The sequence below is a fragment of the Ruegeria sp. CDSC002 genome (assembly GCF_059610905.1).
Genome location: NZ_JBXWOM010000009.1, coordinates 175540 through 198668, shown reverse-complemented (window position 1 = coordinate 198668; position 23129 = coordinate 175540). Strand labels below are relative to the sequence as shown.

Sequence of the window (23129 nt, the reverse complement as noted above, 5' to 3'; positions counted from 1 at the left end):
AATTGAGTAAGATTGTTGACCACTGATTTTTGGTGCTAGCAGGTTCTTCTGCTTAATCGCATGGCGTTTCTGCTTTGGGCTCGAAGCGGTCTTGCGGCGGCGCAGCGGAGCAAGCTTGGACTGCGCACCGAAGGCAGCCGTTCCCGGAACGCAGAAAATTCAACGATTACAGAGGTTTGGATCAATGAGCGGACATTGGGCTGTTCGGAGCGGTCGTTGAACTACAGAGCCCGGTACGACCACACTGAGCCCAAAGTACCCTTTACCAAAGGCCAATGCGTTCGGCTACTTTGCCGACCTTGCCGTCATTCGCGGCGCAAGCAAAATCCCATTGCTTGCTGGCTCGACAACCGCCTATTTCGATCAAGGCCAGACGTTTGTGGCGGCCCGGATCAAAGGCACATCAGCAGACAAAGTGCATTGGGAAATCGCCCACGAGCACCAGAAATATTAGACCTGATGGACCAGAGACCATCGGTGCATTATTCATCAATTTGGATCTGTCAAATTGACACAACCATAGTCAGGGAGAAACTAAATGAGATTTGTTTTGATTTCGGTGGTCGCGACCACGTTGACCACGTCAGCAATCGCTGCCAACGACCCAGTCGAGCTGATGAACAACTGCGAGCGGATCGCGTCCGGGCGCCTGGGAATGCCAATAGAAGATGTTCGAGTCGAGCTGCAAACGGCGCGTGTCGACGGCTCGATCCCAGTCAACGGTTCAGTCATGGGCAGCGAATTAACATTCCAATGCAATTTTAACAAAGATGGCAGCGTTGGAGACTTCTGGAACTCAAAGGATATAAAGGGCTGCCCAGGGGACCTTTCTGAGGCAGAGCGTTGGTTGTTTCCCGGATGTTGACCAGTCCGAGCTCAACAACTCTCGTTTTGGCCCTACTAAGGGTTTTCTTGAAACCGGGGCCCGTACAGAAGGCGGTTTCGGAATACTCACCCGCTTCAGGTTCTAAAACGGTTCGCCGTGTCGAATGTCAACTTCCGCTTCTGGTTCAGGGGTGATGTTGTACATGCGAGACGCTCAGTCAAAACGAGCGGCTGTTGAGCGTAGAAAGCAGCCCAACAGGATGTCGACTTCGGCTGGCAGCCTTGTCCGCATCTCGGAAGTCACTATGCTTGGAATTGAAGGTCTACTTTGGGCTACGAGCGGTCGGCAGCAATCATTGAGCCTAGGGCCATTTTGTCCTGCATTTCGGGGTTTGCAAAGCCCTACGATGATTGTCCGCTTCGGGCTGCGACCCGCCGATGCTGCGCATTGAAGATAAAAACGGGAGTAGCTTGGAACAACGTGTTTGTTGTGTCACTGGAGAGTGCGCAGTGAAGTGACCGTAGATGTTCAAGTGAGATTCAGGACTGACTCATCGTCAAAACGGATCGGTCTACGCGCCAGTTTCACGCCTTCCGGTCTCATTCGTCTTGTAGCACCGAGCCCGCTTCGGGGCGGAGAAGTACCGACAATACTCGGCGGTGAATACGATCTAAATCGTAATCGGTTAGTTCTAAACCCTCAGTCATCCGCGCTTTGAATGATTGAAAGTCTCCGCGAGTGATTTCGTCACGGTTTTTGTCGTTTCCGGCAAGTTGCTGCGCGAGTTTTTCCTTTCGGAAGTCCAGCAGAAAACGGGAAAATCGAGCGTTCAATTCGGAGTATTGAGGGGACTCCTCGATAGGCGATTTGTTTTTCATCAATTCGGTATCCGATTGCCATGGAACTGCCCGAGCGTTTTTGCTGGGCAAGTACAACATTCTGGTCAGCTTTTGCGTGTGAAGCGTATGAGACGGTTTGGTTCCATGGCCACAGTCTTGAGTTTTTCTGGTCTTGGTCAATAGCACGAATGCTATCGATGGTCGCACAACGCAGAACAATCTCGAATCTCTACAGGAATCTTTCTTATTTTGTTTCAAATCCTTAATAATCTGTGGGCATTAAAGCCCGTTCAAATGGGCGCAAAAATCAAGCCTATGGGCTATTTATGCCCACCCACACACCGGCGCTGAATTTCACGACATCAGCCACATTTTGAATGACCGCAGCTGCGGCAGGTCATGCAACCCTCGATCATCACCATGTCGTACTGGCCGCAGGATGGGCAGGCTTTGCCGCGTGGCGCGTCCATGTTGACGACCTGAGCCTGGGGGTCGGATTTGAGCGCCATGCCCTCGCCCTCAAGAAAGCCAATATTGATCATGTGCTGTTCGATCACACCACCAATTGCGGCCAGGATCGACGGGATATACTTGCCCTGAACCCATGCGCCACCGCGCGGGTCGAATACCGCTTTTAGTTCTTCCACCACAAAAGACACATCCCCACCCCGGCGGAATACGGCCGAGATCATGCGGGTCAGCGCCAGCGTCCAGGCGTAATGCTCCATGTTCTTCGAGTTGATGAACACTTCGAACGGACGACGACGGCCACCAATGACAATATCATTGATCGTCAAGTAGATCGCGTGTTCGCTGTCGGGCCACTTCAACTTATAGGTCGACCCTTCCAGAGATTGTGGGCGATCCAGCGGCTCCGACATGTAGATCACGTCGCCACCGTCAATTTCATGCGGTGCGCTTGCACTTTCACCCGGCGCTTTGTCTTCGCTTTCCGACACGGTCAGGACGGACCCCGTCACATCGTTCGGACGATAGGTCGTGCACCCTTTGCACCCCTGATCCCAGGCCTGCATGTAGACATCTTTGAAAGCGTCAAAGCTGATGTCCTCGGGGCAGTTGATCGTCTTCGAGATCGAGCTGTCGATCCATTTCTGCGCCGCGGCCTGCATCTTGACGTGATCGGACGGGGACAGCGTCTGTGCGTTGACGAAATAGTCTGGCAGCTCTTTGTCGCCGAATTTGTCGCGCCACATCTGCACCGCGTAGTCCACGACCTCTTCTTCAGTGCGCGAGCCATCCTTTTGCAGGACCTTCCGCGTGTAGGCATAGGCAAAGACCGGCTCGATCCCTGACGACACATTCCCTGCATAGAGAGAAATTGTCCCCGTCGGCGCGATCGAAGTCAGCAAAGCGTTGCGAATACCGTGTTCGCGAATTGCATCGCGCACGTCATCATCCATCTGCTGCATCGTGCCGCTTTCCAAGTATTTCTCGGCGTCGAATAGGGGGAACGCCCCTTTTTCCTTCGCCAAGTCGACCGACGCCAGATACGCAGCGCGCGCTATCGCTTTCAACCAGAGCTCGGTCTGACGCGCGCCCTCGTCCGATCCATAGCGCAGACCCAGCATCAGCAGAGCATCCGCCAGTCCGGTCACGCCCAGCCCGATACGGCGCTTGGCCTGCGCCTCGGCGGCCTGTTCCGGCAGCGGGAACTTCGACGCGTCGACAACGTTGTCCATCATGCGGACGGCTGTCGCGACCAGCTCTTGCAGGGCAGCCTCATTCAGATGGGCCGCATCTTCGAACGGCTCTGCCACAAGACGGGCAAGGTTGATCGAACCCAGCAGGCACGCGCCATAAGGCGGCAAAGGCTGCTCGCCACACGGGTTTGTCGCCGCGATGGTTTCGGCATAGCTGAGGTTGTTGGCTTTGTTGATCCGGTCGATGAAAATCACACCCGGTTCGGCATAGTCATAGGTGGCCTGCATGATCTTGTTCCACAGATCACGCGCTTGAACTGTGTGGTAAACCTTGTCGTCGAACACCAGCTCCCACGGGCCATCGGCTTTGACAGCTTCCATAAAGGGATCGGTGACCAGCACAGACATGTTGAACATGCGCAGGCGTGCAGGGTCAGACTTAGCCGTGATGAACTGTTCGATATCCGGGTGGTCACAGCGCATGGTCGCCATCATCGCACCCCGGCGCGAACCTGCGGACATGATGGTGCGGCACATCGCGTCCCATACATCCATAAAGCTCAGAGGCCCGGATGCATCCGCCGCGACCCCATGCACATCCGCTCCGCGCGGGCGAATGGTCGAGAAATCATAGCCGATCCCCCCACCCTGCTGCATGGTCAGCGCGGCCTCTTTCAGCATATCGAAGATACCGCCCATGCTGTCCGGCACCGTGCCCATGACAAAGCAGTTAAACAGCGTCACACGTCGCGCAGTGCCTGCGCCAGCGGTGATACGGCCAGCAGGCAGGTATTTGAAATCTTCCAGCGCTTCGAAGAACTTCTGCTCCCAATGCGCCGGGTCTTTTTCGACCTGCGCAAGATCGCGAGCGATACGCCGCCAGCTGTCCTCAACCGTTTGGTCAATGGGAGTGCCATCGGCCTGTTTGAAACGATATTTCATGTCCCAGATCTGCTCGGCGATGGGGGCGGCAAAGCGGCTCATTGGTGATTCCCTGTTCTGAAAGAGGTATCCAGATTATCCCAGATCACACCTTAACCACAACACCTTGATGACAGGCTTTCTTGAGCTACAATGTATAGACGGTCTTGGGACGACTCTGTGGGAAAGCTGTGGATAAGTACATAAACCTCATAAAACTCTCCGTCGGATCGGAAAGCGTCGACACGCTGATGGAATGGCAGGATAGCCGCAAACCGCTTTATGAAGACGGCTTGCCGCGCCACGTCACCCGCATGTGGCCCAAGCGCGAGGCCGAGATTCTGAACGGCGGATCAATCTATTGGGTGATCAAGGGTGTCGTACAGTGCCGCCAGAAGATCCTGCGGCTGGACGAAGTGCGCGGCGAGGACGGTATACGCCGCTGCGCCATCGTGCTGGACCCTGAGGTGCACCGCACACAGAATGCCTTGAAACGCCCGTTCCAAGGGTGGCGATACCTTAAATCCGAAGATACGCCTGCCGATCTTCCCAAAGGACGGGCCGAGGATGATTCCCTGCCCGACGATCTGAATCGCGCGTTGGCGGACATCGGCGTGCTGTAATCAGCTCAGCCGGTCAAGCAATTCGGAAAGAACCTCTTTTTCACCCACACCATAGCTGGCAACCCGACTACGCCACAGCGTGGCCTGTGATTGCAGGATCAGGCCGTCCGACAGGATTTTTAGGTGGTTTGCGCGCAATGTCTCACCTGTCGAGGTGATATCGGCAATCGCCTCGGCGGTTTCGTTCATCACAGTGCCTTCGGTTGCGCCCTGGCTGTCCACCAGAGTGTAATCTGCAACCCCAGCGTCCGTCAGAAACTCGCGCACCAATCGGTGGTATTTGGTCGCAATCCGCAACCGGTGCCCGTGGGTTTTGCGAAACGCTGCCGCGGCAGCATCTAGATCGTCCAGAGTTTCGACATCGACCCAGCAGGCTGGTGTCGCGATAATCAAGTCGGCTTTGCCAAAGCCCAACTCGGAGACTTCTTCAATCTGCTGTTCCCACCGTGGCAATTTTTCGTGCACCAGATCGGTTCCCGTGACACCCATATGAATGCGGCCAGCTGCTAGTTCGCGGGGGATTTCCCCGGCAGACAGCAGGATCAGCGAGACTCCGTCGATCCCTTCAACCTTACCGGCATATTCCCGGTCTGATCCGCTGCGCGACAATGTGATGCCGCGCTTTTCGAACCACGAAAAGGTCTTCTCCATCAATCGGCCCTTCGAGGGCACACCCAGTTTCAGGGTCATTGCGCGGCCTCCTCGACTTCGAGCATCAGGTCGGGACGCAACACGCCGCCAACAGCTGGAATTTCTGCCCCGTTGCCCAGTTGTCGCGTCAGCGCATCGTAACGCCCGCCGGTGGCAATCGGAGGCAAATCGGGGCGACTTTCGGCATAAAACCCAAAGACAAACCCGTCGTAATACTCCATCGACGTACGCCCATAGGCAGCCTCGAAATCCAACCTACTCACGTCAACACCACGCGCATGCAGGGCGGCAATTCTTGCCTCAAGCCTGTCCAGCGCCGGGGTGATCTGAGGCAGGTCAACGGCCACATCCCGCAACTGCTCCAAAGCAAAGGGCATGGTTTCCCGAACGGTCAGCAGAGATTCCAGGCCTGCAAGCTCGTTGTCAGAAATCGGTGGCGTGTCGCGATCTTCGCGCAACGCGTCGATGCGCGCCTCGATCTCAGCAGCGCGGCGTTTGCCGATCATAGGAACGTCAAACCCCATCGGATCTGCGGCCTCCAAAAGCATTGTGCGGTGTTCCGGCTCGGGCTTTCGCCCGGCGAACCGATCGAGCAGGACGCGGAACCGACGTGGACGCCACAGGTGGCGCATCAGCGCGGCCTTGCGCCGATCCGTGGTGCGCAGCCCCTGAACAGCCGCCGTAAGGATGCCGATGTCACCAGTTGCCGCGCGCAGGGGCAGCCCCCGCAATTGCAGGGCAAACAGAGAAAACACTTCGGCATCGGCCCCGGCGGGATCATTGCGGTCAAAAACTTCATAACCGACCTGAATATACTCGTTGGACCGATCCGGGTCATGCTCTTGCCGACGAAAAACTTCACCAGAATAAGTATAGCGTGCGGGTTCAGCCCCTTCGGTCATGTGCATCTGCACGACCGGAAGGGTGAAATCGGGGCGCAGCATCTGCTCACCTCGCAACGCATCCGAAGTCACATAAGCACGCGCGCGGATGTCTTCGCCATAAAGGTCCAGCAACGTTTCAGCCGGTTGCAGCAGGGGCGTATCCACAACCTGCGCCCCGGCGGCTTCAAACCGGACACGCATCATCGCGGCGCGGGCCTGTATCTGGGAACGATTGGGCATCGGTCAGTCCTGACTGTCCAGAATTTCGCGCACTTTGGCGACCAGATCACCACGTGACACTTCGAACTGGCTGGGGCGTTCTTTCCATTCCTCGAGCGTGGCGCTTTCGGCGATCTTCGCGCCAAGGATCAAGTCCTTGATCTGCACGATCCCATTGGCTTTCTCGTCACCGCCCTCGATCACTGCAATCGGAGAGTTCCGTTTATCCGCATATTTCAGCTGATTGCCGAAGTTCTTGGGATTACCCAGATAAACCTCTGCCCGGATACCTGCGTTGCGCAGTTCTGCCACCATCGCCTGATAATCGGCCATCCGTTCGCGATCCATAACGGTCACGACTACAGGGCCCGTAGCCTGCGCGGCTATCCTGCCTTTTTCGCGCAGGGCAGCGAGCAGACGGTCGACACCGATGGAGACGCCGGTCGCCGGAACTTCCTGCCCGGTGAAGCGTTTGACCAGATCGTCATAGCGACCACCACCCGAAACCGATCCGAATTGCCGCTTGCGGCCTTTCTCATCGAAAATCTCAAAGGTCAGCTCGGCCTCATAAACCGGCCCGGTATAGTAACCCAGACCGCGCACGACCGAAGGGTCAATCTCGATCCGGTCCGCGCCGTACCCGCCCGCATCCAACAAGGTGCCGATCTGTTCCAACTCGGCGATCCCGTCCACGCCGATCTTGCTGTCGCCTACGGCGGCGCGCAAGTTGGCCAATGTTCCGGCGGTTTCCGCGGCCTTGGAGGTCAGAAACGCGATCACCGGCTCAGCCTGATCCTCGCTAAGACCAACACCGTCGATAAACGCGCCAGAGGCGTCCAGACGGCCTTTGGTCAGCAGCTCTCGCACGCCCTGCTCGCCAACTTTGTCGAACTTGTCGATGGTGCGCAGAACGTTGTCGCGGGCAGCGACGTCTTCGCCAAGCCCCATCGCCTCAAGCACGCCGTTCAGAACTTTGCGGTTGTTGACCCGCACCAAATAGTCGCCGCGCGGAATGCCGACGGTCTCAAGCGTGTCCGACAGCATCGCGCAAATCTCGGCGTCAGCGGCCATCGAGGCCGTGCCCACCGTATCCGCATCGCATTGATAAAACTGGCGATAGCGCCCCGGCCCCGGCTTTTCGTTCCGCCAGACTGGTCCCATCGCATAACGACGATAAGGCGTCGGCAGATCGTTGCGGTGCTGCGCGTAAACCCGGGCCAAAGGCGCGGTTAGGTCATAGCGCAGGGCCATCCAGTCGCCCTTGTCATTCTCGTCGACTTCCTGCCACGCGAACACACCCTCGTTCGGGCGATCTACATCCGGAAGGAATTTGCCCAGCGCCTCGACGGTTTCAACCGCGCTGCTTTCCAGGGCGTCAAACCCGTACTGATGATAGACGTCCGCAATAGCCCGCAGCATCTCGGTGCGCTGCGTGACTTCCTGGCCGAAATAGTCACGGAACCCTTTTGGCGTTACGGCCTTGGGGCGGGGCTGTTTCTTGGGCTTGGCCATGTGGGACGTCCTTGGGAGTTGCCTTGTTCCGCGCGCGGTCTATCCCATGGCCTGCATCGGGGCAAGGCGCGCTTTCGCTGGCCATGCGCTGTCCGGGTCGCTATGACCGGCCTAAGACACAGGAGTCCCCCATGCAGCATCTGGAAGAGCAGATCGCCCATCTTGCCCGTACGGTCGAAGACCTCAACTCGGTCGTCACCCGCCAACAGGACGAGATTGATCGTTTGACACGCCGTGTCGAAATGCTGATGCGCCGCGAAGGCGAACGGGCGCAGGAAGGCTCGGGCGGGATCGTTTTGGGCGACGAACGCCCGCCGCACTATTGAGTGCTTGGCTGATGGCGAATGATGTGAACGGTGACCTCTGCGTCTGGATTTCCACGACAGTAAACAACATCAACGCAATACAAGCTGCAGGCCGTAAGGAGTTTGGCGATACATGGCGTGCGAAGCACTCGCCAGAACAGGTTGAATGGTCCAAGAGGATGGTTCAGGAATCGTCTCTGGGCTGGAAGCATGGGAAGATCCTGACCAAAGAACAGGTTGGCGATATCTGGTACTACAATACACATCCAGAATATGAAGTGCCGCCGTTTATTTCCGGGGGTGGATATCCTTTGGTTTCCGAATCCGCCAAAGCTGTTCTGGAACAGTATGATCTTGGGGAGACCGTCTTTCACGCCTTGACCTTGATGGATTCAGCTGAAACGCGCCATTCAACACCCGAGCCGTATTTTCTGCTGAATGTCGGCAACAAGCGCGCGATGGGCAACTACGAGGCACTTGGTCCTGAAGGTGATAGTCGCGCACATCTAAACTGCCGAGGAGGCGGGATAGCGTATCTTCCGGTAAGCGGGAAAGAAGACCAGTTGGTCGTTACTCCTGAAGCGGTAAGTGGCCCAGACATATGGCTGGACCCCAAAGTGCCTTCACTACTGTTCCTGTCCGACCGCCTTGTCGCTGGCCTCAAGGCCGCCGGGATGGAAAAAGGTTGGGCTCTGGTTCGTTGTGCGGTGCGCACGCTCTAGCGTGCCTAAAACGAACGTGGGTCACAAACCCAGCGACGTTTTCACCGCGTTGTCGACCACGCCGCCCAAAAGGGCATCCTTATCCGAGGCGCAACCTTCCGACAGCGCCGCTATGAATGCTTCACGCAACTGGGCCTTTTCCTCATCTGTGGCCGCATGTTCTTCGATACTGATCTGGCGATTGTGGAGAGACAGGGCAGTCATCTTTGCGACAACAGTCACAACAAATTCTTCATCACCATCCGCTTCTTCTGCAATCGAGGCGCACGTATAATGCATGACGGGCAATGCATCCTGTACCATCTGCTCAGCCGCCTCATCGGCCGCAGCCACACACGGAGCCGCCAGGATTGCGGCGCAAGCGGACATTTTGAGTTTAAAATAACGCATCACAATCACTTCCAGTTATGTCCAATAATGGCTCCGGCCACGCCACCAATCGCTGCGCCTTTTCCGTCACCGACAATCGCTCCAACACCTGCGCCGATCAGCGCGCCCTCAAGGGTCTTCTTTTTCTTCTTGTCGTCCGCCGACGCGACCGAGGCTGCAACCAAGGCCAGCGATGCCGCCGCCCCGAACAAAACTCTTCTGAAATTGAGACCTGCAATTGTCATATCAACACCCTCCTGCGGCATGACCCAAAGACATCTCTGTTGGGTCAGCCTAGCGGGGTGCTAACTGTCTGGCAACAAAGAGAGGTCAGATCTCTTCGACGGACAGAATACCTTCCAGCGATTTTATCGCGCCTTTGATCTGCGGGTTGATCGGAAACTCAACGCCCAGATCCATTTCGACATCACCCGGCAGACTTGGGTCGAGCAACAACAATTGGATCGGCCCGCGCGCCGCGCCTTTGGTGGCAGTTGCGGCATCCTCAAGAACTTTTGCTACGGTTGGCACCGCTTGCGCTTCGTCAACAAAAATACGCAGCCCCGTCGCCCCGGCTTCTGCCACCACGGAATCCGCAGGGCCGACCGAGCGCCCCAGCAGCTTGAGCTGGTCGGCTTCCATCGTCGCTTCGGCGGTCAGCACCACCTGCGCTCCGGTTTCCAGATACTCGCGTGACTTTTCGAGCGTTTCTGAAAACAGAGTGACCTCGTAAGCGCCCGTCGGATCCGACAATTGCGCAAAGGCGAACCGGTTTCCACGCGCGGATTTACGCTCTTGCCGTCCGGCAACAACACCAGCCATTTTGGCGATAAAGGGGCCAGAGCGTGCTTTTTCGGTCACCTCATCCAGCGTCAGAACCTGCTTTCGCTTCAGTGCGGGCATATAGTCGTCCAGCGGATGGCCCGACAGGTAAAAACCGATGGCTTTGAATTCTTCGCTCAGACGTTCCGCCGGTAGCCAATCAGGCGAAGGCGACAAGCGCGGTTCGGGCAGGTCATCGCCCGCCTCGCCAAACAGCGACACCTGGTTCGAGTTCTTTTGGTCATGGATCGCCGCCGAATACTGCACCAGCGGATCGAGGCTTTCAAACACGCGACGGCGGTTCTTGTCTAGCTGATCGAAGGCCCCTGCCCGCGCCATCATCTCTAGCGGGCGCTTGCCCACCCTCTTCAGATCAACCTTGCGGGCAAAGTCGAACAGGTTCACGAACGGCTTGCCTTCGCGACCCGCGACCACAAGGTTCATCGCTTCGACACCCACATTCTTTAGCGCGCCCAGCGCATAGACCAGATGCCCGTCCACCACGTCGAATGTCGACAGCGACCGGTTCACGCAAGGCGGTACATAAGGCAGTTCCAGCCCCTTACGGACCTCTTCGAAGTATACGGCCAGCTTGTCGGTCAGGTGGATATCGCAGTTCATGACACCGGCCATGAACTCGACCGGGTGGTTCGCCTTCAGCCAGCCTGTCTGATAGCTGACAACCGCATAGGCAGCAGCGTGGGATTTGTTGAACCCGTAGTTGGCGAATTTATCCAGCAGGTTCCAAACCTCGGTCGCCTTGGCCTCATCCACATCGTTCTCAGCAGCACCCTTGAGGAACTTGGGCCGCTCTGCGTCCATCGCCTCCTGGATTTTCTTACCCATCGCGCGGCGCAGCAAATCCGCACCGCCAAGGCTGTAGCCCGCCATTTCCTGGGCGATCTGCATCACCTGTTCCTGGTAAACGATGATACCTTGTGTCTCGTCCAGAATATGATCGATGGACGGGTGCAGAGTGTCCCGCTCGCTCAGCTTGTTTTTGACCTCGCAGAACTTGGGGATGTTCTCCATGGGACCAGGACGGTAGAGCGCGACGAGGGCAATGATATCTTCGATACAGTCGGGCTTCATGCGCTTGAGCGCGTCCATCATGCCCGAGGATTCCACCTGGAACACCGCCACCGTCTTGGCCGCCGAATAAAGTTTGTACGTTGCCTCATCATCCAGCGGGATGGCGTTGATCTGGTTTTCCGCCCCTTCAGCGGGTTCGTAAAGCTCCGTACCATCAGCAGCGACATGCAACGGGCGATCAGATTTGAAGATCAGATCCATCGCGTTCTGGATCACCGTCAGCGTCTTCAGACCAAGAAAGTCGAACTTAACCAGCCCGGCCTGTTCCACCCATTTCATGTTGAACTGAGTGGCCGGCATGTCGGATCGCGGGTCCTGATACAGCGGCACCAGCGCATCCAGCGGACGGTCTCCGATAACCACTCCCGCCGCGTGGGTCGACGCGTTTCGCAGCAACCCCTCTACCTGCTGCCCGTAAGTCAGCAGGCGGTCCACAACCTCTTCGTTGCGCGCCTCTTCGCGCAGACGAGGTTCGTCTTTCAGCGCCTTCTCGATGGAGACAGGTTTGACGCCTTCCACCGGGATCATTTTGGACAGGCGGTCGACCTGCCCGTATGGCATCTGCAGAACGCGCCCAATGTCGCGCACGGCAGCTTTCGACAGCAACGCACCAAAGGTGATGATCTGCCCCACCTTGTCGCGGCCGTATTTCTGCTGCACGTAGCGGATCACCTCTTCTCGGCGATCCATGCAGAAGTCGATATCGAAATCCGGCATCGAAACCCGTTCCGGGTTCAGGAACCGTTCGAAAAGCAGCGAATAGCGCAGCGGATCAAGGTCAGTAATCGTTAGCGCATAGGCCACCAGAGATCCCGCGCCCGAGCCACGACCTGGCCCCACCGGGATGTCCTGATCCTTGGACCACTGAATAAAATCGGCAACAATCAGGAAGTAGCCGGGGAACCCCATGCCTTCGATGATATCGAGTTCGAAGTCCAAGCGTTCCTGATATTCCTCTGGCGTTACTGCGTGCGGGATCACTGCCAGACGTTTTTGCAAACCATCATTCGCAATACGGCGCAGTTCGGCAACTTCGTCATCAGCGAATTTCGGCAGGATCGGATCGCGGCGATAGGCCATGAACGCACAGCGCTTGGCAATCTCGACCGTTTTCTCAATGGCCTCGGGCAAGTCGGCGAACAAGGTCGCCATCTCCTGCTGCGACTTGAAATAGTGCTGCGCGGTCAGGCGGCGGCGGCCTTCTTGCTGATCGACATAGGCCCCCTCCGAGATACAGATCAGCGCATCGTGCGCTTCGTACATATCTGTGGTCGGGAAATAGACGTCATTGGTGGCGACCAGTGGAAGGTTCTTGGCATAGGCCATTTCCACATGGCCACGCTCGGTCAGACGTTCGGCCTCGGGTTGACCGCCCTCACCCGGATGACGTTGGAGTTCGATATAGAGGCGATCGGCGAACATCGCTGACAATCGGTCCACCAAGGCTTCAGCCGCGGGGCGTTGACCCTGTTGCAACAACATCCCAACCGGTCCATCCGGCCCACCGGACAAGCAGATCAACCCTTCAGATCGTTCCGCAAGTTCTTCCAGAGTCACCTGCGGCAACTGCCCACCCTTGTCGACGTAAAGACACGAACTGAGCTTCATCAGGTTCTCATACCCGACCTCGGACTGGGCAAGCAAAACCACCGGCGCGGGTGTTTTGGGCTTTTCGCCCGGTTGCGCCTGCATATAGGTCAGGTCAACCTGACACCCCATGATCGGCTGCACTCCGGCCCCGCTGGCGGTGACCGAAAACTCCAAAGCCGAGAACATGCTGTTAGTATCCGTCACAGCGACGGCGGGCATATCCATCTTGCCACACAGACCGGGCAGCTTTTTCAGCCGCACGGCGCCTTCCAGCAGGGAATATTCGGTGTGAACACGGAGGTGAATGAATCGAGGAGTACTGCTCATGACTGCCACGCTATCCCAGCCGCGCGCTCGGCAAAAGCAGGAACCTTGGCTTTGGATTGCCAAAAAGATGGGCTTCGATTATTCGGCTTTTCCAGAAGGTGCTTCGGAGCCCGACAGTAGCCAAAGACAAAAAACGCTTTAGTTTCAATCAGGTGATCTCTAAACGAAGATAACAATCACGCAGCGTCAGTGCTCAATGGTGTATCACATAGGTAGTTTTTCTTGCCAGACAACCTGCGCTGTTTCTAACATCAGATGGCAAGCTATCCGCCCGCTACTCTTTCTACGTCGCATCGAAGGGGGGCACGCAAGGGCGCAACCGGGTAAGGCGACGGGTTTCTCGAATGAATATCACGTTTCTTCTGAACGGAGAGACAGTGGAACTGGCGGATGTCAATCCGACAGCGACCCTGCTGGATTGGCTGCGTGAGGATCGCGGCCTGACCGGCACCAAAGAAGGCTGCAACGAAGGCGATTGCGGGGCATGCACTGTCATGGTGACGGATGAAGGTGGCCACAAGGCGCTGAATTCCTGCATCCTGTTTCTGCCTCAACTGCATGGTAAGGCGGTTCGCACGGTCGAAGGCGCCAGTGGCCCCAACGGCGAGGCGCACCCAGCCCAGCAGGCGATGGTGGATCTGCACGGCTCGCAATGTGGCTTCTGCACCCCCGGTTTCGTTATGTCGATGGTGGCAAGTCATACAAATGGCGCGACGGATCACGACACCCAGCTTGCTGGCAACCTGTGCCGATGCACCGGTTACGCGCCGATCATTCGCGCCGCTAAGGCTGCCGAAGAAGTTCCCGTGCCAGTTTGGGTGAAAGACAAGCCAGTCGCCACGCGGGTCACATCGCAGATGTTGCCGGAGTCTTCGGATGAATTGGCCAAAATCTACGCGGAACACCCGGACGCCACTCTGGTCGCCGGCGCGACGGACGTTGGGCTTTGGGTGACCAAGCAACTGCGTGACCTCGACCCAGTGATTTTTCTGAACCGCTGTGATGATCTGAAAGAGATCACCATCACGGATGACGAGGTTCTGTTCGGCGCGATGGTCGACATGAACCGGATGGGCGAAGCACTGGCGGACCTGCACCCGTCCTACGCCGAGATGATCCGCCGTTACGCCAGCGTTCAGGTGCGGCACGCGGCCACCGTGGGCGGCAATATCGCAAACGGCTCGCCCATCGGAGACAACCCGCCCGCACTAATCGCCCTGGGCGCAACGCTACAACTGCGCAATGGCGACGAACGTCGCTCGGTCGCATTGGAGGACTTCTTTATCGACTACGGCAAACAAGACCGGACACCTGGCGAGTTTGTCGAATCCGTAAGTTTTCCGCGTCAGGCGGATCGTTTGAAGGCCTACAAACTCAGCAAACGGTTCGATCAGGATATCTCAGCCGTGTGTGGGTGTTTCAACATCTCTGTTTCGGACGGTATGGTTGCTGATGCCCGTATTGCCTTTGGTGGTATGGCCGGAACTCCCAAACGGGCTTCAAATGTCGAAGCCGCGCTGGTTGGCAAGCCATGGACGCATGAGACTGTTCGGTCCGCTATTCCGGCCTTCGACAGTGATTTCACGCCAATGACGGACATGCGCGCATCGGCCAACTATCGGCTGCAGACCGCCAAAGCGCTGCTCGAACGATATTTCCTTGAGGATCAAGGCGAAGTGACAAATGTATTGGAGGTATCCGCATGAGCGTGACCAAACCCCTCCCTCATGACGCGGCGCCACTGCATGTCGCGGGAACCGCACGCTATGTAGATGACATTCCGACACCCAAAGGATCGTTGCATCTAGCCTTTGGAATTAGCCCGATTGCCAAGGGTAAGATCACCACGATGGACCTGTCGGCGGTGAAGGCAGCTGAAGGTGTCGTCATGGTGATGACAGCCGACGATCTGCCATTTGCCAATGACGTCTCACCGTCGATCCATGATGAACCTCTGCTGTCTGATGGCACGGTGCACTATATCGGGCAGCCCGTTTTCCTCGTCATTGCGACCAGCCACCTTGCCGCGCGGAAAGCGGCGCGTTTGGGCCAGATCGATTATGCCGAAGAGACCCCAATCCTGACGGTTGAAGAGGCGCTTGCCGCAGACAGTCGGTTCGAGGACGGTCCGCGCATCTACGCCAAGGGCGATGCGGATGCGGCCATTGCGGGTTCGGCGCATGTGATCGAAGGTGGATTCGAGCTTGGCGGTCAGGAGCATTTCTATCTGGAAGGTCAGGCTGCACTGGCCGTGCCCAATGAGGGCGCGGATATGTTGGTGCATTCTTCGACCCAGCACCCGACCGAGATTCAGCACAAAGTAGCGGACGCTCTGGGTGTTCCGATGCACGCGGTTCGCGTTGAAACGCGCCGTATGGGCGGCGGCTTTGGCGGCAAGGAAAGTCAGGGCAACGCTTTGGCTGTTTCCTGCGCTATCGCGGCACGTGCAACCGGCAAAGCCTGCAAGATGCGCTATGACCGCGATGATGACATGATCATAACCGGCAAGCGCCACGCGTTCCGGATTGCATATAAGGCCGGATTTGATGAGAACGGCCACATCCAAGGCGTTTCCTTCCTGCATCATGCGATTTGTGGTTGGGCACAGGATCTGTCCCTGCCGGTCGCGGACCGTGCGATGCTGCATTCGGACAATGCCTATCTGTTGCCGAATGCCCGGATCGAAAGCCACCGGCTGAAGACTAACACTCAATCCGCTACCGCCTATCGCGGGTTCGGCGGACCTCAGGGTATGGTCGGGATCGAACGCGTGATGGATCACGCCGCGTATGAACTGGGCATGGACCCGGTCGAATTGCGTCGCCGGAACTACTATGAGCCGGCGCATGTTGTTGCGGATCCCGTGATCGCTGAAAAGCCGCTGGGCCATCCTGACCCGCACGAGGACCTGACCAGCCGAGGCGCGGTTGAGATGGGCAACGCCCCGGTGCGTCCCTTGCCCGCAGGTGGCAATACCACGCCGTACGGGATGGAGGTCAGTGACTTCGAACTGCACGGCATGACTGCCAAGTTGCTGCAATCCAGCGACTACAACGCGCGCAAGGCAGCCATCCAGAAGTGGAACGCCGAGAACAGCGTGATCAAGAAAGGCATCGGCTTTTCTCCGGTTAAGTTCGGCATTTCGTTTACGTTGACCCATCTGAACCAGGCGGGCGCGTTGGTGCATGTGTATCAGGACGGCTCGGTCCACCTGAACCACGGCGGCACCGAGATGGGGCAAGGTCTTTTCCAAAAGGTCGCGCAAGTGGCCGCGTCCCGCTTTGGTATTCCGTTGGAGATGGTGAAAATCACCGCGACCGACACCGCCAAGGTGCCGAATACCTCGGCTACGGCCGCGTCCTCGGGCAGTGACCTGAACGGTATGGCGGTCAAAGCGGCCTGCGACACGATCCGCGACCGGATGGCTGACTATCTGGCGCATCGACATCAGGCCGATCCCTCAACGGTGACGTTCTCTGATGGCCACGTCTCGGTCGGCGTAGAGCGCTACACATTCTCAGAAGCAGCTGCGCTGGTTTATCAGGGCCGGGTCAGCCTGTCTGCGACCGGGTTTTATAAGACACCCAAGATCGAGTGGGACCGGATCAAAGGCCGGGGGCGTCCGTTCTTTTATTTCGCCTACGGCGCGTCGATTACCGAAGTCGCGATCGATACACTGACAGGCGAGAACCGCATTTTGCGGACGGATATCCTGCATGATGCAGGCGCGTCGCTGAACCCGGCGCTGGATATTGGGCAGGTCGAAGGCGCATACGTACAGGGTGCGGGATGGCTGACCACGGAAGAACTTGTCTGGGACGGCAAGGGCAATCTGCGCACGCATGCGCCGTCGACCTACAAGATCCCCGCTTGCTCGGACCGGCCTGATGTTTTCAATGTCGCGCTCTGGAGCGGTGAAAACCGCGAGGACACGATCTATCGCTCAAAAGCGGTCGGAGAGCCGCCGTTCATGCTGGGTATTTCCGCGTGGCTTGCCCTGTCGAATGCGGTGGCTTCCTGCGGGGACAGCTATCCGGCACTGGATGCACCCGCCACGGCTGAAGAAGTCTGGAAGGGTGTCCAGCGGGTAAAGGGAGAGACCTGATGGGATTTGATCGAGAGGCTTTGAGGGAGGCGGTCAAAACCCACGGCAAGGTGACCCGGGTGGTTATCGCCGGGATCAAGGGGTCATCCCCCCGTGAAGTTGGCGCTGCAATGCTTGTTTGGGAGAACGGGCAGTCGGGCACCATCGGCGGTGGCACGTTGGAGTATCAGGCGGCTGAAGCAGCTCGATCCCAAGCAGCGCCCATGCGCCAAACGCACCATGCCCTCGGCCCGGATATGGGCCAGTGTTGTGGCGGTGCAGTAACTCTGCTGAGTGAAATCTACGATCTTGCGGCCGTCGACCGGCTGGATGATGCAGTCATTGCGCGCTCGGCTTCAGGTGGTGCGATGCCGCTTTCGGTCAAGCGACTGTTGTCGCAGGCCCGCGGTCAAGGTGTTGCGCCCGAACCGCAGCTGATTGACGGCTGGATGGTCGAACCCGTTCACGAACCGGCGCGCAATCTGTGGATATGGGGTGCTGGTCACGTTGGCCGGGCTCTGGTCGATGTCCTGTCACCGTTGCCCGATCTGTCGATCACATGGGTCGATACCGGGCCTGAGCGTTTTCCCGAAACGGTGCCCGCAGGCGTAACCGTCGTTCCGGCAAGCAAACCGGCCGAGCTGGTTCGCCATGCGCCGCGTGATGCCGAGCACCTTGTGCTTACTTATTCACACAATCTGGACCTGGAGCTATGCAACAGGTTGCTTTTGCATGATTTCCGCTTTGCGGGCCTGATTGGCTCGGCTACGAAATGGGCGCGGTTCCGATCCCGGCTGGCCGCTTTGGGACATGCGCCCGAGCGGATTGGCCGGATCACCTGCCCAATCGGAAATCCAGCCTTGGGTAAACACCCGCAGATGATCGCAGTTGGTGTCGCGGTGCAGATCCTGCGCCCTGCCCGGCAAAACGAAATAAAGAAGGACCTGAGCGCGTGACCACTCCACTTCTAAGCTTACAAGGGCTGACTAAAGCCTATCCCGGCGTCGTGGCCAATGATCAGGTGTCCTTTGACATCGGTGAGGGTGAGGTTCACGCCTTACTGGGCGAAAATGGTGCCGGAAAATCCACTCTCGTAAAGATGATCTATGGGCTGGTGAAGCCCGACAGCGGCACCATGCTGCTGCGCGGACAAGCCTTCGCACCACCCGAACCCCGCGCCGCACGGGCGGACGGGATCGCGATGGTGTTCCAGCACTTCTCGTTGTTCGACGCATTGAACGTGGCCGAAAACATCGCCTTGGGGATGGAAAACCCACCAGCCATGGGCGATCTGGCGGCGCGTATTCGCGAAGTTTCGGAAACTTACGGTCTGCCACTGGATCCCTATCGCACCGTCGGCGATCTGTCCGCGGGTGAGCGTCAGCGGGTCGAAATCATCCGCTGCCTGTTACAGGATCCGAAGCTGCTGATCATGGATGAGCCGACATCGGTTCTGACACCTCAGGAAGTCGACATTCTGTTTGAAACGCTGAACAAATTGCGGTCCGAAGGTACTTCGATCCTGTATATCTCGCACAAGCTGGAAGAAATCCGCACACTGTGCGACCACGCCACAATCCTGCGTTTGGGTAAGAATGTCGGCGAATGCGTTCCAGCTGAGACCTCAGCGCGGGATATGGCCGAGATGATGGTGGGTTCGACCCTGCAAACACCGGAGCGTTCGGGGCGTGAGTTCGGTGAGGTCGCCCTGGATGTCAGCGGTTTGTCAGTTCCATCACCATCCGAGTTCGGTACCGCGTTGAAGAATGTCCACATGACCGTCCGTAAGGGCGAAGTTCTGGGCGTCGGCGGTGTCGCGGGCAACGGCCAGGACGAATTGTTGGGCGTTCTGTCAGGCGAGATCACCACAGCACCCGACGCGATTAAGTTCAACGGCCAGCCGATCGGAAAACTGGGGCCGACCGCGCGCCGCAAGCTGGGCGTTCTGACCGCTCCGGAAGAGCGGTTGGGACATGCGGCCGCCCCTGACATGAGCCTGACCGAAAACGCTTTGCTGACTGGATCGGTCCGGGAAGGACTTGAGAACAACGGATTCCTCAAATGGGCAGAAACCAAGAGCTTTGCCGAAAAGATCATCAGTGCCTTTGACGTCCGCACACCGGGGCCAGAAAACGCAGCACGATCTCTGTCAGGGGGCAACCTGCAGAAGTTTGTCATTGGGCGCGAAGTCCTGCAAAACCCGGACGTTCTGGTTGTGAACCAACCGACATGGGGCGTGGATGCGGCCGCCGCGGCCTCGATCCGCCAGGCCATTCTGGATTTGGCCGCCAAAGGCACCGCAGTCATCTGCATATCGCAAGATCTGGATGAGCTGATGGAGATATCGGACAGCTTTGCAGCGCTCAATGAAGGGCGGCTCAGCGCTCCGCGTACGACCACGGGTCTGACGGTCGACGAAATCGGCCTGATGATGGGCGGCGCGCATGGCATGGAGGTGGCCCATGTTTAATCCGTCGGACCGCCTTCGGCGGGAAAATTTACAAAAAGATGAAGAAACTGGGGGAATGAGCAGATGATTGTGTTGGAGAAACGGCCGCAGCCGTCCAAAGCGTGGTCTTACGCGACCCCTTTGGTGGCCGTGCTGGCAACCATGGTTTTCGGCGGCATCCTGTTCGCCATTCTGGGCAAGAACCCGATCCAAGCCATTGGCACCATTTTCTGGGAGCCGCTGTTTGGCGAGTTCGCTTTCTACTACCGTCCACAATTGCTGGTCAAAGGCGCGCCGCTGGTTCTGATCGCCATTGGCCTGTCCTTAGGTTTCCGTGCAGGTATCTGGAATATCGGCGCCGAAGGGCAATACATCATGGGCGCTATCTTTGGTGCCGGAGCAGGTCTGGCCTTCTATCCGCTGGACGCGTTCTACGTTTTCCCGATCATGGTGATCGCCGGCGCATTTGGCGGTTGGCTTTGGGCGGCAATCCCGGCCTTCCTGAAGGTGCGTTTTGGCACCAACGAAATTCTCGTTTCACTGATGCTGGTCTACGTGGCCGAGCAGATGCTGGCTTCGGTTTCGCTTGGTCTGCTGAAGAACCCCGAAGGGTTCGGCTTTCCCGGATCGCGCAACCTGCAATCCTATGAAAGCGCGCATAACGCTGAGTTGATCGCCGGATCGGGTATGCACTGGGGTGTGGTGACCGCGCTGATCGCTGTGATTTTTGCCTATGTCCTGCTGAACCGTCACATGCTGGGCTTCCACATTCGCCTGACGGGTGAAGCGCCTCGGGCGGCGAAGTTCGCGGGTGTAAACCCGGCACGTCTGATCCTGTTCTGTCTGGGCATGTCCGGTGCCCTGGCCGGGTTGGCGGGGATGTTCGAGGTCGCAGGCCCATCAGGTCAGGTCAGCATCGACTTTAACGTGGGCTACGGCTTTACCGCGATCATCGTGGCCTTTCTGGGCCGTTTGCATCCGGTGGGTATCCTGCTGGCAGGTGGCTTGATGGCGTTGACCTATATTGGCGGCGAAATCGCGCAATCCCAGTTGGGCCTGCCCGCTGCTGCCATTCAGGTCTTTCAGGGCATGCTCCTGTTCTTCCTGCTGGCTTTCGATCTTTTGACCAACTACCGCATCCGTGCGGCCCGTAATGAGGTGGCGTGACCCATGGACCTAGGTGAAATCAATCCCGTACTTCTGGTCGCCTCGCTTATGGTGGCCGCAACCCCCCTGCTGCTGGCGGCGATCGGAGAGCTTGTCGTCGAAAAAGCAGGTGTTCTGAACCTTGGCGTAGAGGGCATGATGATCGTCGGCGCAATCAGCGGATTTGCGATCTCTGTCGAAACAGGATCACCCTGGCTGGGGTTCATTGCAGCAGCCATTGGTGGCGCGGTTCTGTCCCTGCTGTTCGTCCTGCTGACGCAGTTTGCGCTGGCGAACCAGGTGGCCAGTGGTCTTGCACTTACCCTGTTCGGCCTAGGCTTCAGCGCACTGATGGGTCAAAGCTATGTAGGTGTCAAACCGCCCAGCATGGGAGATATCCATATCCCGTTGCTCAGCGATATTCCGGTGATCGGCCCCATCCTGTTCCAGCATGATCCGATCCTGTATCTGGGCATCGCGCTGGTTGCAGCCGTCTGGGCCACGCTGAAATACACCCGCGTCGGTCTGATCCTGCGTGCAGTGGGTGAAAACCACGACGCCGCACACGCCCTGGGCTACAAGGTCATCAAAATCCGCATCCTGGCGATCCTGTTTGGTGGCGCCTGCGCTGGCCTCGGTGGAGCCTATATCAGCCTGATCCGCGTTCCGCAGTGGACCGAGGGCATGACCGCCGGTGTTGGATGGATCGCGCTTGCGCTGGTGGTCTTTGCCAGCTGGAAACCATGGCGTGCTTTGCTGGGTGCTTATTTGTTTGGCGGAATCACGGTGTTGCAGCTTAATCTGCAGGCCGCAGGCGTTGCCATCCCAGTCGAGTATCTGGCAATGTCGCCCTACATCATCACGATCCTTGTGCTTGTGATCCTTTCGGCCGACAAGAGCAGCGCACCTGCCTCACTGGGCCGGACCTTCCACGCCTCGCACTAGACGGGGCCAAATGAACCAACTTGGGGAGTAACCACATGAAATTCACTTCACTTCTTGCCAGTGCCGCCATGGTGCTGGGTCTTGCGACCGGCGCGGTCGCACAGGACAAAACAAAAGTAGGCTTTGTCTATGTCGGTCCGGTGGGCGACGGCGGCTGGACCTATGAACATGACAAAGGCCGTCTGGCGGTTGAGAAAGAATTCGGCGACAAAGTCGAGACCGTGTTTGTTGAGTCCGTTCCCGAAGGCCCGGACGCGGAACGTGTGATGACGCAGATGGCGCTTGAAGGCGCTGACCTGATCTTTACCACCTCGTTCGGGTACATGGACCCGACCATCAACGTGGCCAAGAAATTCCCGAACGTGAAGTTCGAGCACGCGACCGGCTATAAGACCGCCCCGAACGTGTCCGTCTATTCCGCCCGTTTCTACGAAGGTCGTGCCGTTCAGGGCCACATCGCGGGTAAAATGACCGAGTCGAACATCATCGGATACATTGGCTCCTACCCAATCCCCGAAGTGATCCGCGGCATCAACTCGGCCTACATCCATGCCAAAAAGGTAAACCCGGATGTCGAGTTCAAGATCATCTGGGCCTACACTTGGTTCGACCCGGCGAAAGAGGCTGATGCCGCAACCGTTCTGATCGAACAAGGTGCGGACGTGATCCTGCAGCACACCGACTCGACCGCGCCGCAGGCCGCCGCACAAGAGGCAGGCAACGTGATCACTTTCGGTCAGGCCTCGGACATGAGCGAATATGCTCCCAAGCCGCGCGTCTCTTCGATCATCGACAACTGGGCGCCTTACTACATCGCACGTACCCAAGCTGTCATGGATGGGTCATGGGAAACCGTGAACACCTGGGACGGTATCAAGGAAGGCATGGTTGAGATCGGTGAGATTTCAGACGCCGTTCCGGCCGATATCAAAGAGGAAGCACTGGCGATGAAAGCCGTCATGGCAGCGGGTGAATACCATCCCTTCACAGGCCCGATCAAAAAGCAAGACGGCAGCGACTGGCTGGCTGAAGGCGAAACCGCCGATGACGGCACGCTGGCTGGTATGAACTTCTACGTTGAAGGTTTGGAAGGCGAAATTCCGCAGTAAACCTTTGCACGAACACGTTGAGGGGCTGGCCAT

19 protein-coding genes are annotated in these 23129 nt (G+C 57.8%); 11 read left to right on the top strand and 8 right to left on the bottom strand.

Annotated elements, in window-relative coordinates; all coding sequences use genetic code 11:
- Nucleotides 1-538: 538 nt before the first annotated feature.
- Nucleotides 539-865 carry a hypothetical protein gene (locus AC2FJE_RS17390; RefSeq protein ID WP_496725562.1) on the top strand — a complete coding sequence of 109 codons (327 nt, stop codon included), beginning with the start codon at nt 539-541 and terminating at the stop codon, nt 863-865.
- A 560-nt stretch (nt 866-1425) separates the two neighbouring features.
- Here AC2FJE_RS17390 and AC2FJE_RS17385 read toward each other — a convergent pair.
- Both AC2FJE_RS17385 and AC2FJE_RS17380 read right to left on the bottom strand, forming a co-directional pair.
- Nucleotides 1426-1704: a hypothetical protein gene (locus AC2FJE_RS17385; protein WP_209509890.1), complete on the bottom strand. Its 279-nt coding sequence runs from the start codon at nt 1702-1704 to the stop codon at nt 1426-1428.
- 323 nt (nt 1705-2027) lie between these two features.
- Nucleotides 2028-4310: an adenosylcobalamin-dependent ribonucleoside-diphosphate reductase gene (locus AC2FJE_RS17380; RefSeq protein WP_282168993.1), complete on the bottom strand. Its 2283-nt coding sequence runs from the start codon at nt 4308-4310 to the stop codon at nt 2028-2030.
- Between the two features lie 128 nt (nt 4311-4438).
- Between AC2FJE_RS17380 and AC2FJE_RS17375 the strand changes: the two genes are divergently transcribed.
- Nucleotides 4439-4870: a DUF1489 family protein gene (locus AC2FJE_RS17375; RefSeq protein WP_282168994.1), complete on the top strand. Its 432-nt coding sequence runs from the start codon at nt 4439-4441 to the stop codon at nt 4868-4870.
- Here AC2FJE_RS17375 and hisG read toward each other — a convergent pair whose 3' ends face one another.
- From hisG to hisS, 3 genes are read right to left on the bottom strand one after another with little or no spacing between them, the layout of a single operon-like run.
- The gene (gene hisG / locus AC2FJE_RS17370) at nt 4871-5560 is read right to left on the bottom strand and encodes an ATP phosphoribosyltransferase (RefSeq protein ID WP_058276022.1); all 690 of its coding nucleotides are present in this window, start codon (nt 5558-5560) and stop codon (nt 4871-4873) included. It abuts the gene before it with no gap.
- Nucleotides 5557-6645: an ATP phosphoribosyltransferase regulatory subunit gene (locus AC2FJE_RS17365; RefSeq protein WP_496757509.1), complete on the bottom strand. Its 1089-nt coding sequence runs from the start codon at nt 6643-6645 to the stop codon at nt 5557-5559. Before AC2FJE_RS17365 ends, hisG begins: the two co-directional genes overlap by 4 nt.
- Nucleotides 6646-6648: 3 nt before the next feature.
- Nucleotides 6649-8136 carry a histidine--tRNA ligase gene (gene hisS, locus AC2FJE_RS17360; protein WP_496757505.1) on the bottom strand — a complete coding sequence of 496 codons (1488 nt, stop codon included), beginning with the start codon at nt 8134-8136 and terminating at the stop codon, nt 6649-6651.
- A gap of 131 nt (nt 8137-8267) precedes the next feature.
- Here hisS and AC2FJE_RS17355 point away from each other — a divergent pair, with 131 nt between their 5' ends.
- Both AC2FJE_RS17355 and AC2FJE_RS17350 read left to right on the top strand, forming a co-directional pair.
- On the top strand, nt 8268-8462 hold the full coding sequence (locus AC2FJE_RS17355; protein WP_058275721.1) for a SlyX family protein: 195 nt from the start codon (nt 8268-8270) through the stop codon (nt 8460-8462).
- 11 nt (nt 8463-8473) lie between these two features.
- Entirely contained in the window at nt 8474-9163 is a 690-nt protein-coding gene (locus tag AC2FJE_RS17350; protein WP_496757503.1) for an imm11 family protein, read from the top strand.
- A gap of 21 nt (nt 9164-9184) precedes the next feature.
- On the opposite strand, the gene AC2FJE_RS17345 is transcribed toward AC2FJE_RS17350, so the two are convergent.
- From AC2FJE_RS17345 to dnaE, 3 genes are all read right to left on the bottom strand, one after another.
- Nucleotides 9185-9553, bottom strand: coding sequence for a hypothetical protein (locus AC2FJE_RS17345; RefSeq protein WP_496757500.1), 369 nt, complete (start codon nt 9551-9553; stop codon nt 9185-9187).
- A gap of 5 nt (nt 9554-9558) precedes the next feature.
- On the bottom strand, nt 9559-9777 hold the full coding sequence (locus AC2FJE_RS17340; protein WP_058275719.1) for a YMGG-like glycine zipper-containing protein: 219 nt from the start codon (nt 9775-9777) through the stop codon (nt 9559-9561).
- Nucleotides 9778-9862: 85 nt separating this feature from the next.
- Entirely contained in the window at nt 9863-13363 is a 3501-nt protein-coding gene (gene dnaE / locus AC2FJE_RS17335) for a DNA polymerase III subunit alpha (RefSeq protein WP_496761229.1), read from the bottom strand.
- A gap of 344 nt (nt 13364-13707) precedes the next feature.
- Between dnaE and xdhA the strand changes: the two genes are divergently transcribed.
- From xdhA to AC2FJE_RS17300, 7 genes are all read left to right on the top strand, one after another.
- Nucleotides 13708-15069: a xanthine dehydrogenase small subunit gene (gene xdhA, locus AC2FJE_RS17330; RefSeq protein ID WP_282169000.1), complete on the top strand. Its 1362-nt coding sequence runs from the start codon at nt 13708-13710 to the stop codon at nt 15067-15069.
- Nucleotides 15066-17468: a xanthine dehydrogenase molybdopterin binding subunit gene (xdhB, locus tag AC2FJE_RS17325; protein ID WP_496757493.1), complete on the top strand. Its 2403-nt coding sequence runs from the start codon at nt 15066-15068 to the stop codon at nt 17466-17468. The genes xdhA and xdhB overlap by 4 nt, the downstream gene beginning before the upstream one ends.
- Nucleotides 17468-18403 carry a xanthine dehydrogenase accessory protein XdhC gene (xdhC, locus tag AC2FJE_RS17320; protein ID WP_282169002.1) on the top strand — a complete coding sequence of 312 codons (936 nt, stop codon included), beginning with the start codon at nt 17468-17470 and terminating at the stop codon, nt 18401-18403. The genes xdhB and xdhC overlap by 1 nt, the downstream gene beginning before the upstream one ends.
- Nucleotides 18400-19917 (top strand): ABC transporter ATP-binding protein, encoded by a 1518-nt coding sequence (locus tag AC2FJE_RS17315; protein WP_058275481.1) that lies wholly within the window; start codon nt 18400-18402, stop codon nt 19915-19917. Before xdhC ends, AC2FJE_RS17315 begins: the two co-directional genes overlap by 4 nt.
- Before the next feature lie 63 nt (nt 19918-19980).
- Nucleotides 19981-21063, top strand: coding sequence for an ABC transporter permease (locus AC2FJE_RS17310; RefSeq protein ID WP_058276029.1), 1083 nt, complete (start codon nt 19981-19983; stop codon nt 21061-21063).
- Between the two features lie 3 nt (nt 21064-21066).
- Nucleotides 21067-21987 carry an ABC transporter permease gene (locus tag AC2FJE_RS17305; RefSeq protein ID WP_108859238.1) on the top strand — a complete coding sequence of 307 codons (921 nt, stop codon included), beginning with the start codon at nt 21067-21069 and terminating at the stop codon, nt 21985-21987.
- 35 nt (nt 21988-22022) lie between these two features.
- The gene (locus tag AC2FJE_RS17300) at nt 22023-23096 is read left to right on the top strand and encodes a BMP family ABC transporter substrate-binding protein (RefSeq protein WP_496761226.1); all 1074 of its coding nucleotides are present in this window, start codon (nt 22023-22025) and stop codon (nt 23094-23096) included.
- Nucleotides 23097-23129: the final 33 nt, after the last annotated feature.